The organism is Arthrobacter rhombi, from assembly GCF_900163545.1.
GTDB lineage: Bacteria > Actinomycetota > Actinomycetes > Actinomycetales > Micrococcaceae > Arthrobacter_H > Arthrobacter_H rhombi_A.
This window is the reverse complement of the sequence record NZ_FUHW01000021.1, coordinates 1-11,844: the sequence shown is the minus strand read 5'-3', so window position 1 is coordinate 11,844 and position 11,844 is coordinate 1. Positions and strand designations below refer to the sequence as shown.

At 56.2% G+C, this 11,844-nt stretch carries 9 protein-coding genes and 1 pseudogene; 4 read left to right on the top strand and 6 right to left on the bottom strand.

The annotated features are described in order from the left end of the window. The first annotated feature begins 1 nt into the window (after position 1). Entirely contained in the window at positions 2-817 is an 816-nt protein-coding gene (locus FM101_RS04870) for a serine hydrolase domain-containing protein (protein WP_086996307.1), read from the top strand. Here FM101_RS04870 and mutM read toward each other — a convergent pair. The 4 genes from mutM to FM101_RS04850 are packed head-to-tail and all read right to left on the bottom strand — an operon-like array spanning position 814 to position 3,197. Continuing rightward, positions 814-1,743 carry a bifunctional DNA-formamidopyrimidine glycosylase/DNA-(apurinic or apyrimidinic site) lyase gene (mutM, locus tag FM101_RS04865; RefSeq protein ID WP_086996304.1) on the bottom strand — a complete coding sequence of 310 codons (930 nt, stop codon included), beginning with the start codon at positions 1,741-1,743 and terminating at the stop codon, positions 814-816. The genes FM101_RS04870 and mutM overlap by 4 nt on opposite strands. Beyond that, on the bottom strand, positions 1,744-2,463 hold the full coding sequence (gene rnc, locus FM101_RS04860) for a ribonuclease III (protein ID WP_086996301.1): 720 nt from the start codon (positions 2,461-2,463) through the stop codon (positions 1,744-1,746). 9 nt (positions 2,464-2,472) lie between these two features. Next, positions 2,473-2,676: a 50S ribosomal protein L32 gene (gene rpmF / locus FM101_RS04855; RefSeq protein WP_086996298.1), complete on the bottom strand. Its 204-nt coding sequence runs from the start codon at positions 2,674-2,676 to the stop codon at positions 2,473-2,475. A 2-nt stretch (positions 2,677-2,678) separates the two neighbouring features. Continuing rightward, positions 2,679-3,197, bottom strand: coding sequence for a YceD family protein (locus tag FM101_RS04850; RefSeq protein ID WP_179204236.1), 519 nt, complete (start codon positions 3,195-3,197; stop codon positions 2,679-2,681). A 417-nt stretch (positions 3,198-3,614) separates the two neighbouring features. Between FM101_RS04850 and FM101_RS04845 the strand changes: the two genes are divergently transcribed. Both FM101_RS04845 and FM101_RS04840 read left to right on the top strand, forming a co-directional pair. Continuing rightward, positions 3,615-4,763, top strand: a complete 1,149-nt coding sequence (locus tag FM101_RS04845) for an IS110 family transposase (protein ID WP_086996292.1) — start codon at positions 3,615-3,617, stop codon at positions 4,761-4,763. Between the two features lie 456 nt (positions 4,764-5,219). Beyond that, complete coding sequence (locus FM101_RS04840) at positions 5,220-6,962, top strand: CDP-glycerol glycerophosphotransferase family protein (RefSeq protein WP_086996289.1); 1,743 nt, start codon at positions 5,220-5,222, stop codon at positions 6,960-6,962. Between the two features lie 283 nt (positions 6,963-7,245). Here FM101_RS04840 and FM101_RS04835 read toward each other — a convergent pair. Next, positions 7,246-8,411 (bottom strand): IS3 family transposase gene (locus FM101_RS04835; RefSeq protein WP_086996286.1). Its coding sequence is split into 2 segments (ribosomal slippage): positions 7,246-8,135 and positions 8,135-8,411, totalling 1,167 coding nucleotides; the frame shifts between segments, so codons are not numbered across the junction. Positions 8,412-9,089: 678 nt separating this feature from the next. Between FM101_RS04835 and FM101_RS04830 the strand changes: the two genes are divergently transcribed. Next, positions 9,090-10,775: a glycosyltransferase gene (locus FM101_RS04830; RefSeq protein ID WP_179204235.1), complete on the top strand. Its 1,686-nt coding sequence runs from the start codon at positions 9,090-9,092 to the stop codon at positions 10,773-10,775. A gap of 466 nt (positions 10,776-11,241) precedes the next feature. Here FM101_RS04830 and FM101_RS04825 read toward each other — a convergent pair. Further along, positions 11,242-11,553, bottom strand: a pseudogene (locus FM101_RS04825) (integrase core domain-containing protein); the annotation flags it as partial. Positions 11,554-11,844 lie beyond the last annotated feature (291 nt).

Below are 11,844 nucleotides of genomic sequence, written 5' to 3'. Positions count from 1 at the left end.
CATGACCGCCTTGGACCTACTCGACACATGGCCTGTCCCCCACGCCGCAGCAGCCGTGCTGGACACCCTAGGCAACACCCTGGACAGCAGGGGGGATCCCCAGCGCATTTTTCCGCTTGCTTCGGTCACCAAATTGCTCTCAGCCTTCGCATTCCTAGTCGCTCTGGAAGAAGAGGCACTTTCGCTCGATCAGTCAGCAGGTCCGGAAGGTTCAACGGTTCATCACCTGCTGGCGCACACCGGCGGTTATGATTTTTCCTCTGATGCTGTTCGTGCCGAACCGGGTACACGCCGGATCTATTCGAATACGGGCTTCGATGTCCTGGGAAAGACCCTTGAATCGGAGACTGGCATCCCCTTTGCCATCTATCTCTCCGAAGCTGTGCTGCAGCCCTTGGGCATGACCGGAACGGCGCTCGAAGGTTCTCCCGCCGCCGATGCCGTCTCATCTCTCCACGATTTGTCGCTCTTCGCAGCAGAGCTCCAGCATCCTACTCTCCTCGCTGGCGCGACCATGGAACGAGCAACCACCGTGCAATTTCCTGATGTTGACGGTATTCTTCCCGGATACGGCCGACAGAAGCCCAATGACTGGGGCTTGGGTTTTGAAATCAAGGACCACAAGTCACCCCATTGGACTGGGACTCAGAACTCAGCTCAGACTTTCGGCCATTTCGGACAGTCAGGGACCTTCCTTTGGGTTGACCCGTCAGCTGGCTTAGCATGCGTTGCCTTGACCGACCGAGACTTTGGCCCATGGGCGATTGATGCGTGGACGCCGTTCAACGATGCGGTAGTCTCCGACTTCTCCGCCTAGAAACGCGCGTTGCCCGGAACTCGCTGGCAGACGGGGCACCAGTAGGACGAACGCCCCATGAACGCATCCCGACGAACCAGCGAAGTCCGTCCCCCGGCTGCGCAGCGGTGGCACGGTTGTCCGCCGCGTCCGTACGCGTTCAATGACCGAGAGAAATAGCCGGACGCACCGTTCACGTTGACGTAAAGCTGGTCGAAACTAGTTCCACCGGCAGCAAGCGCTCGGTCCATGATGGTCGATAACGCTACAAATAGCCTGAAGGTATCTGGGCGCCGCAGGGTGTCGGTGGGACGAGCGTAGTGCATCTGGGCTTCCCACAGCGCCTCGTCCGCATAGATATTGCCCACCCCGGATACCAGCCCCTGGTCCAGAATCGCGCGTTTGATACTCGTCCTACGCGCCCGCAGCCGGCGATGGAAACTTTCTATGTCGAAATTGAGATCCAAGACATCGCGGGCGATATGCGAGGCAGCTTGGGGAATGGTTGCAGCTTGGGAACCTTGTCCCCCCGGGGCTCCGTCGATGGTCGGCACCAGGGGTGAGACGAACATGCCCCCGAAGATCCGCTGATCGACGAAACGCAATTGTCCCGGCTTCGCGGCGGAAGCCGATAGATCGAAGGTGATCTTAAGGTGTTTTTCGTCGGGCGCCGTGGAGTCCTCAACCAGCAGCTGGCCGCTCATTCCTAGGTGAGCGACAAGAGCTGCCCCTCGTGGTACACCGTCGAGCGGCATCCAGAGAAACTTTCCACGTCGCACAATGTCGGTGATCGTTGCGCCGTGCAGTGTGGCAATGAAGTCAGCGGGGCCGTCCTGATGTCGGCGGAGGGAGCGCGGGTCGTATACACCGACTTCGTCGATCCGCCGGCCAGCGACCCAGGATTCGAGACCGCGTCTCACGACTTCTACTTCCGGAAGTTCCGGCATCTACTCGTGGGCCGTCGTCTTTTCCGGCCCCACAGCAGGCTTCGCGGAGACCAGCGTCCGATAGGAGATAGCAGCCGCCTCCTGTTCGGCCTCCTTTTTGGAGGGGCCGGTGCCCGTTCCATAATCCGTCTTGCCAATGCGTAGCGTTGCCTCGAACACCCGCGCGTGGTCGGGGCCGGTACCGGTGATGAAGTAGTCAATAGGGCCAAGTTTGCGCGCTGCCGCGATTTCCTGGATCGCTGTCTTCCAATCGGTGCCCGCACCGAGGTGTTCAACGTCCGATAGCAGCGGGGCAACCAGCCGCATCACCAGGGCCTGGGCCGAGTCGGGGCCATCACTGAGGTACGTGGCACCGATCAACGCCTCCATGGTGTCAGCAAGGATCGAGGACTTGTCCGCGCCATGGGTCAGTACCTCACCCTGACCGAGGAGAATATGCTGTCCAACTTCAATGCTGCGCGCTATCCCGGCGAGTGCTCGGGTGCTAACAACGGAGGCACGTCGCTTCGCGAGATCACCCTCCGGCAGGTCCGGGTAGGTCCGGTAGAGGTGGTCTGTCACGGCATAGCCGAGCACCGAATCGCCGAGGAACTCGAGGCGTTCGTTGGTCGGAAGGCCGCCATGCTCATAAGCATAGGAGCGATGTGTGAGCGCAAGACGAAGCGTCTCGGGGTCGATGGTGACCCCGAGACGCTTCAGAAGCTCTTCTGTTGAAGGCATCAGACGTTATTAGGCGTCTGCTACCTTGCGCCCCTTGTATTCAAGGAACAACTCGGTGCCGGCAGAGTCGGTCACGACCTTCGCCTGGTGCGGCAGGCTGTAGGTTACGCGGCCGTTCTCCATGGTCTTGACCAGGTTCGGCGCAGTTGCCTTCCACTGGGACCGACGGGCCCGGGTATTCGAGCGGGACATCTTCCGCTTGGGAACAGCCACGGCTAACTCTCTTCTCTCTCGACTGAATCTGTACTCTGTACCGCATCTTCTGCGGTGGTGCCAGCCAGCTCGGTGAGAGCTGCCCAGCGGGGATCTAGAATCTCGTGGTGGTGCCCTGGCTCGTCCGCGAGGCGAATCCCGCATTCTGCGCAGAGGCCTTCGCAGCCCTCCCGGCACACCGGTTGGAACGGCAGCGCGGTCACCGCTGCATCCCTCAGTACCGGCTCCAGATCGATGAAGTCATCCACGATCTGTCGCTGGTCCATGTCCTCCTCATCGGGCAACTCAGTGCCTTCATGGAAGAACAACTCCTGAATGTCGGACTCGAGGTCGTACTCGATAGGCTCCAGGCAACGGCCGCATTCACCGGACACTTCCGAGAACGCTGTACCGGAAACCAAGATTCCCTCGTGTACGGCCTCGAATCGAAGATCCAGATCGATATCCGACCCCTCTTCGATTCCGATCAGTGCCGCCCCCATTTCAGGCGGAGCGGGCACGGTCCGTTCAAGAGTCTTCATGGTACCCGGGTATCCCCCGAATTCCTTGGCCGAAAAGACCAACGGCGAGCTGCGATCGATTCCGCGTGACGACGGACGATCTGAACGCTTATCGCTAATGAGAACTCCTGTAGAACAAAGACCGACATTACATCTTAGCCTGTCGGGGAGCTCTTGCCCAAACCCGAGGCAACCACGCGCGCGCCCGCTACATTTGTAGGACTCCGATAAACGGGGTTTGGTCGCCAGGTTCGGTATGACTGTCCTGCCCTGTCACTCATGATCCGGGGGGGTGTTGTCGCCGAACCTGAAGGCACGCGTTGACCGCTGATAGGGACATGGCCTGGCGAGTTAGACACCGTGGTCTATTCGTTACGTGGGTGTGGCATCGAGTGTCGTGACTAGCGGCCAACCGCACGGTGCAAAAGGAGCGCCACCATGAACAACGAAATCTCCGTGTTCTGCGGACTCGACGTCGGTAAATCGGGTCACCACGCAACAGCCCTGGACCGGGACGGTGGCCGGCTCTTCGACCACCCGCTGCCCCAGGACGAGGCGAAGCTACGAGAGGTCTTCACCAGGTTCCAGACCCACGGGAAAGTGCTGGTCATCGTGGACCAACCCAACACCATCGGCGCCCTGCCCATCGCGGTAGCCCGCGACGCGGGCTGCGAAGTCGCCTACCTTCCCGGGCTGGCGATGCGAAAAGCAGCAGACCTATACCCAGGCATGGCCAAAACAGATGCCCGGGACGCGTTCATCATCGCCGACACCGCCCGCTCAATGCCCCATACGCTCCGTCAGGTGGACCGGGACAGCGAGGTCCTCTCAGCGTTGAAGGTCCTGGCCGGTTTTGATGCCGACCTGACTCATGAATGCACCCGGGCCATCAACCGGCTGCGGGGCCTGCTGCTGCAGATCTTCCCCGCCCTGGAGCGGGTCTTCCCCGAAACGAGGATCACCCGCCCCCTCGTGCTGGAGCTCTTCATCCACTACGGCGGACCCACCGGGCTACGCGCCGCGGGCAAGGGCAACGTGTTGCGATTCGCCCGGAACCATTCCCGCAAGGATCCTTCCATACTCATCGGAGAGATCTTCACCGCCCTGTCAGAGCAGACGGTGACCGTGGCCGGCACGGCCGCGGTCGAAATCATCATCCCGAGGGTGGCAGCCCAGATCAAGGAACTCAAAGCCCAACGAGCGATCCTGGCCACCGAAGTGGAGAAGCTGGTCGATGACTTCCCTCTTTCCACGGTCTTGATCTCCATGCCAGGAGTCGGCATCAAGACCGCTGCAGCCGTGCTCCTGGCCATTGGAGACGGCCATGGATTCAAGGACGCAGCCCATCTGGCGGCCTACGCGGGGATCGCTCCGACATCAAGATACTCAGGCACCTCGATCCATGGTGAACACCCATCCCGGTCCGGGAACAAGGCATTGAAGAACGCCCTGTTCCGATCGGCTTGGGTCGCCAGCTGCCACGATCCGATCTCCATGGCCTACTACCAGCGAAAACGAGCCGAGGGAAAGAGACACAATGCATCAGTCATGTGTCTGGCAAGACTCCGCTGCGACGTGCTCGACTGAATGATCAAGAACGGGACTCTCTATCAAGCCAAGACCCCGATAGCGACGTGCCCAAAAGCATAGGCCCCAATTACCCAGAGTGCCTGGGTTCACGCCAATTTGCTCGGCGAACCGCTTGATTGGGCAGTTCGGCCCGAGCACGAGAAGGACGGCCTTTCAACGAAAGGCCAGTTCGTATTTCTTCCTACCCCTATCAGTCAGCAGCAACAAAGTCCCGTATTCGAGCAGTTCTCCACCTCGACAAGACCGTACCCATGACCCATGCGCAAAGAAATCCAACCGCCGAATCGATTCGCCACACTCAACAGCGACGAGTGCTAAGATCTACTGGCTATTGGGTCGCGCAGTCTTAGGGGCGCCCCATCGTCGCGCCGAAACACGAGGAGTCATCGAAGGTTTCCGGTGTCATGAAGTCAATTGAGAAACGTTGGCGATCAAACTGAGAGATATCATTTTATGAAGCACAAGGTGGGAAAGTTAGCTCAAACGACCCGAAAGGCCATCGTCTGGAGCCTCGGCGGGTTCCTTCCCCAGGCACTGTCACGTCGCACGACCCTCATTGCTGCAAGCATCGCCGGTTTTCTACTCGTTGCTTTCCCAGCCAATATTGGGGCCTTAGTCGTGGGTGCACTTCTAGCTGCTGCTGTGTGCCTATCCGAAGCAGTCCTTGCGCTGACATCGACTCCCCAGTCCGTTGCCCGACATTCGACGATCAGCATCCCCTATATGGCCCTACTCGCTCTCGGAGTCGGCGCAGTTTATGCCGCTCACTCCACATATCTCCCATCAGTAATGTGGATCTCATTGTTCCTCTTGACGATTTCTACTTGGCTGGCAAGCGCGATCCCGGTCTTCTCCTCCACGAAGCCACTCGTGGCCACGAACTTCAACTTTAATCCACGCATCACCAAGCTTTCAGGAGTTCAGGTCAAGGGTTTCTTCCGACTCGCATGGGCCGCCTTCGCCGTAATCGCAATCTTCGCCTTTCTCTCTGTCAAAGCAACACCGTGGGTTTCACTTGCACTATCTTTGCTAGCGTTCTCAGTCGCTGCGTGGAGCATGGTGAATGCTTGGATCTACGCTGATCGAGCAAGGTGGCGAACTTTACGGGAGCTACGGAGATTGCGTCCGAAAGCGGTAATTCCATATGGAGGAACTGCCACCTACCAAGCTGAAATGTGGTACCCATATATCGACCGGCTGGGCGAGCCTTACTTCATTGTCTCCCTAACCGAAAAAACCATGAACCGATTGGCCGCGAACACAAATAGGCCAATCGTGGTACCGGATGAACAAACTGCCGCGGACGTCCGTAATTTAGTACCTGATTCAGTCAGCATTGCCTATTACCCACATAACGCGGCCAAGAACTCCCTGTTCAGAGCTGACAAGCGGTACACCCACGTATTTGTTCATCACGGCGACGGCGACAAAGCACCCAGCTTCAACCCCAACAGCGCAAAGTACGACTTCTTATTTGTTGCGGGGCAGGGAGCCATCGACCGATACGCTCGGAATGGTGTTAAAATAATCCAATCTAAATTTAAGGTCATCGGACGGCCACCGACGGAAGCAATCGAGGTCGACAGAACTCCAATTGCCGAAAAGACTCGGCCAACAGTCCTCTATGCCCCCACTTGGTACGGAAAGAATAAAGCTGAAAACTACTCTTCCCTCACTTTCGGGCCAGACATAGTCGAGGCATTGATCAAACGAGACGTCAATGTCATCTTCCGTCCCCACCCTGCGAGTCGAAGTAATAAGGAGTTCGCCAAGCTCATCAAGACGATTCAAGCAATGCTCGAACGTGATTCAGAGCACTCGAATCGCCGACATAGGTGGGGTGCTCCAGCTGAATCGGACGCGACCGTAAGCGATGTGACAAACGCCTCGGATGCAATGATTGCAGATGTATCGGGAATTGTGACTGACTATCTCCAATCGGGGAAGCCGTACGCCATGGCAACAACACGCTTCACACCAGACGAATTCAATGAAAAATTTCCTACGTCACGGTCGGGCTACGTTGTTACCCCGTCAAATGGAGATCTGACGGTTGCCCTTGACAGGATGCTTGGAGACGATCCTCTCGCGGCATACCGGTGGGAACAACGAACTTATTACCTCGGCGGATTCAACGGTCGACAGGCGGTCGAAAACTTCCTCAACGAGTCCAGAACAATTATGAGTTCAAAGTAATGACGACCCAACACTGAAGTCGCTAGCGACCACTTCGGTAAATTTTACCTCCGGCCTTGACAGTCGCCTTTCCAAGGCCTTCGTGCACATCGAACGCAGGCCACTGGGCAGCATGATCGCCCCGACGGCCTAGCCAAAGATCGTGATGCCGGTGGTGCGGAACATCAGGGTCATTTGGTCACGTCCAGCGCGCACATTCTCCTTGCTGAGCAGCGGGACGGGACTGCTGCAAGTCGAGGTGACAGTTTGACCTGACCTACGGCCTGGTTTCCACTCTCGATCGCTAGCTTCCGGTGGTTGCGAGTGCCTGCGGGGTGCGGGCGAGATCGTAGTCGTTCGGTGTCGCGTACTCGAGCGAGGAGTGCCGACGTCGGCGGTTGTAGAAGACCTCGATGTACTCGAAGATCGCGTTCGCGAGCTCGATCCGCGTCTTCCACTTCTTCCGGTTCAGCAGCTCGATCTGCATGCTCGACCAGAACGACTCCACCATCGCATTGTCCAGGCCATCGCCGACGCTCCCGAACGAGGGCAGCAGGCCCGCGGAGCGGATCTTCTGGGTGAAGACCCAAGATGTGAACTGGACTCCGTGATCCGCATGAACAATCCCTCCAGGACCTGGCTGCCGTGCTCGGATGGCCATGTCCAGGGCGTTGACGACCAGGGTGGAGTCCTGCTTGGAGTCGATGGCCCAGCCGATGATCTTGCGGCTGCAAGCATCTAGGACCGCGGCGCAGTAGACCTTGCCTTCGCGGGTGGGGTGCTCGGTGATGTCGGTGACCCACAGTTCGTTCAGAGCGAGGCGATGGAACTTCCGGTTCACCAGATCATCGGCTGTGGCGACACCCTTGAGACGCTTGATCCGCGCCGGCCCAGGGAGTCCTCCGATCCCCGCGCGGGTCATGAGAACCCAGACGAGTCGGCTCGAGCAGGGGATGTTCATGCCGATGGTGAGCTCTGCGTGGATCCGGCGGTAGCCGTAGGTGCCACGAGAGGCGATGTGGATCTCGCGGATCAGTCCAGTCAGCCAGCGTCGACGGAGCTCGGTGGCGCTGGTGGGACGCTGCCGGTAGCGGTAGTAGCCCTGCCGAGAGACGCCCAGCAGGCGGCAGCAGGTGTGCACGGGTGCCCCGGCGTCGACGAGTCGGTCGATCACCGGGTGCGCCCTTTTGGGTCCACTCCTCCCTCCTCGTCGAGCCACGTCGCAGCGCGGCGGAGGATCGCGATCTCCTGCTCGAGCTGCCGAACGCGACCGCGAGCCGCGCGGAGCTCGGCAGACTCACGACTGCTGAGTCCAGACCGGCGGCCGAGGTCGATGTCATCCTGTCGAAGCCAGGTGTGGAGGGTGACCTCGTGGATACCGAGGTCCTGCGCGGTCTGCTTGACCTGTCGGCCTTCGCGGACTAGAGCAATGGCACGGGAACGGAACTCTGGAGGGTACGGGCGGGGCATACGGTGAGCCTTCCATGAAGACCATCGACTAGCGACATCAACTGGAAACCGAACCATAGGTCAGGTCAAAGTGTCACCTTCCTTTGCATCAGTCCCCACCTGGCGTGCCGCTGCTGGAACCAGAAGACCTCAATAGTCGCCCCAGTACCATCCCTCCAGAATCAGCCGTACCAACAACTTGGACTACCCGTAGCAACTCGGGCTACTCGCCAAAACCCTCTCCAAATCCCGGATTTTCAAACCTCACACTAAGGAGAAATATGTTTCTCAAATACGAGATTCATCACGGCAACGTTTGACATTGCTCCCCACCTTCAACGATATGAGGCGACGAAGCATAAAAAACTCGACAAGAAGCTTAAACTAAACCCAGACGGGGGCCTCGGCAGACATTGTTGGGTTAACCTCGCCTACACCAGCAAGATAGGCTCCTCTGGTCATACAGCTCAAAATCAAGGATGTGCGATCATTAATCTCGTTATACGGACGCTGAAGCGGTTTAAGCGTGGAAATCTCAAGCCTGCCAAAAATCGCCACTCGTCGGCAAACCAGATCACAAAAAATGAGAACCTGCACGTATACAATGCCATGTCAAATATCCCTTTAGAGTTTGGCGGGATGGTTAATTCAATGTTGCGCAGAATTAACGGGTTCGTACAATATGGTCATCATCCGTCTATGACGATTTTAACAATTAACGAGAATTTCGATGCGGAAGCTACTCGACAACGCCTCGTTGAGCAAAATAAGCTCGAAGAAAGCGTCAAGATTCGAAATGCGTGGACTGACCTGCGGGCCATGTCAGACGGTGACTTGCGTCGATTTGTGGATAGTTGTGCGGAAAACACCAATGTCACATTAAGGGACGACAACTCGAAATATTCCGAGTCGCGAGAAACATTAACAGCCACCGCTCCAGGCACGAACAGCGATTTACGCAAGCGGTTTTATCGCGACGATGGAAGCTTACTCGGAGTGCAGATTTCCACCGAGACTGCAGACGCATCTATAGTCCTGTGCTCCACCGCTCAAACACCTCTTGCTGAATTCAAGACTATAGAAGAACTGTATGTTTGCTGGATTAAAAATGTAATAGAAAAAGATAAGTCACTACTTATTGTCGACGATAAAATGATGAGTGAATTCCTTTGTGAGATCGTCGAGCGCGACTTTAAAATGGTTCTGTTTATGCATGGATCGCACCTACGGAGACCGTACGACGGTCCTTATGGCGAGTCGCTCGCAAAACGCACGAACACGATGCGGAACATCGAACGATTCGATTTTATCGCGACTCAGACTCGTCAGCAGGCAGCTGCCATGGCAGCAAAAGGAATAGCGCCAGAAAAGCTGAGGCATCTTCCAAGCGAGCTATCATTTTCTCCGAATCTCGCCTCTGCCCACGCCTGGCGTGATGAGTTGTCTGGGGTCATAATAGCGAGACTTTCAAAATTGAAACGCGTCAACCACGCAATATCAGCAATCGCTGAGGCTAACGAGCTCGGCGCAAAGACACGTCTAACGGTATTTGGTAAAGGACCAGAGCTTGAAAGTCTACGAAATTACAGTCGTAAACTTGAAGTTGAAGAGTCCATAAAATTCGCCGGCCATGTCGCTGATCTTCCATCACGGCTTGAAAAGAGTTCCTTCTCCCTACTCACGAGCATGAGTGAGGGCCTCGGTCTTGCGGTCATTGAATCAATGGCCGTTGGGTGCGTCCCGATCACTTACGACATTAATTACGGTCCTCGGGACATCATTGAAGACGGAGTCGACGGCTTCGTGGTTCCGTTCGGGGATACGAATGCTCTGGCAGCTAGCATTGTGAACTTTTTGAGCCTGAATGCAGATGAAAAACTTAAAATGCGGGTTGCTGCAATTGAAAAGGCAGCGTCGTATTTACCTCGCGCCAGCTACGCCCGGTGGTTGACCGCGATTGGCGAATTAACGACAGCTAAGGATCCGCTTCCTCTCCAGGGCAAGCCGACAGTCAAGATTGACGATATCGAAATCAGCGAGGCAAGTAACTCGGTTTGTCTAAATATTAAATTTGCAGATGGTGAATACACCGATGCTCGCCGCCTCCAAATGTTGCTTGCAAGTCGGAAAACTAATACGTTCCTTCAGTCTGTCGGCATCAAAGGATCCGATGATAAATCCTTTAATTTTCCTATTCCATATGACTATTTTTCTCAATCTAAAGGACAGACATTTAACGTCTTTGTCCGCTTTGACGGTGAGACTTGGAACTCCAAACGTCGGCTGGTGCTACCTGAGTCATTTGAGATGACTGATTCAAAAGATTTGTTATGGTATAGGACGAAATATGGAAATTTTAGCGTGAAGATCGCATCGACAAATTAGAAGTTCTCAATCTGCTAAAGACCGGTCACTAGTGGTCTAATGGAGTTGTCGGGTAAGTGCGTCATGACGAACCAAGCGTTTGACGTCTTCCGTGTTCGACTTTTGAGAACTCAACGAGGTCGATACCGATATTCGCCGTTGCTTTGGCGAAATTGGCACCGTGTTGGTGCCACAACGGAACTAGGCACCAGCCATGGAAGTTGTCATCAGAGTCATAACGGGATGCCGTGCCTATGGACTTATTGCGTGCTCGCCGTACCGCAAACCGTCCTTGTCACAATTTTCGCGGTCGTCATTACGGGCTCTTCGGATTGAAGTGTGTTGATTGAAAAGTAAGCCAGTGGGTGTGACAAATGACAGGGAAGAAGGATCGGGGCCCCTAATCGGAAGTGACTAAACAAGCAACCAACAGAAACTCCGACCATCCCCGATCCTACAGATTAGGTCCTCGTTAGCAGTCCACTGGCTATGCCATAGCTAGTTGGTTCTCTGCAATCCCGCGATCCCAGTGTCTGAACGGCGTCATTCCGCCAAGGGATCCATGAGGACCTTCATGATTGTAGATATCTTTCCACTTGTCGGCCAAGTACTTTGCCTCGGCCATCGTCTCCTTGATTTCTCCGGTCAGTTGTTCCCTTCTGAACGGCACCTTGAATGATTCAGCGAAACCGTTCTGCCACGGCGATCCGGGATCAATAGACGCAGCATTGACCCCGGCGGTGTCGCCCCAGTCGATCAGCGCAGCAGCTGTAAATTCCGGCCCGTTGTCGGACCGTACGTAAGCTGAATATTCGCCTCTGTGGGCTCAACCTGTGGTGCGGGTCAGCACCTTGTCCCGGGATTACGATTGGCGCAGTTGAGCACCAGTATCGGCATGGACGAACAGCACCTCATTAGACTCCTTTCACCACGTTTGCGAGTAGCGCTGGACGGTAGCGTGAGTCTGGACAGACAAAGCCTTGAGATTCACCGTCCACGAAGTGATGAGGTTCCACACCACCTACCCGGGCTAGATGTACTGATCAGGGACGTTAGTTAAACGATTGATGGGTGGCTGGTTCCCGATAGC

Coding starts and splice junctions, on each gene's coding strand:
- FM101_RS04870 (WP_086996307.1), top strand. CDS start 2: ATGACCGCCTTGGACCTACTCGACACATGGCCTGTCCCCCACGCCGCA.
- mutM (WP_086996304.1), bottom strand. CDS start 1,743: ATGCCGGAACTTCCGGAAGTAGAAGTCGTGAGACGCGGTCTCGAATCC.
- rnc (WP_086996301.1), bottom strand. CDS start 2,463: ATGCCTTCAACAGAAGAGCTTCTGAAGCGTCTCGGGGTCACCATCGAC.
- FM101_RS04850 (WP_179204236.1), bottom strand. CDS start 3,197: ATGAAGACTCTTGAACGGACCGTGCCCGCTCCGCCTGAAATGGGGGCG.
- FM101_RS04845 (WP_086996292.1), top strand. CDS start 3,615: ATGAACAACGAAATCTCCGTGTTCTGCGGACTCGACGTCGGTAAATCG.
- FM101_RS04840 (WP_086996289.1), top strand. CDS start 5,220: ATGAAGCACAAGGTGGGAAAGTTAGCTCAAACGACCCGAAAGGCCATC.
- FM101_RS04830 (WP_179204235.1), top strand. CDS start 9,090: ATGACGATTTTAACAATTAACGAGAATTTCGATGCGGAAGCTACTCGA.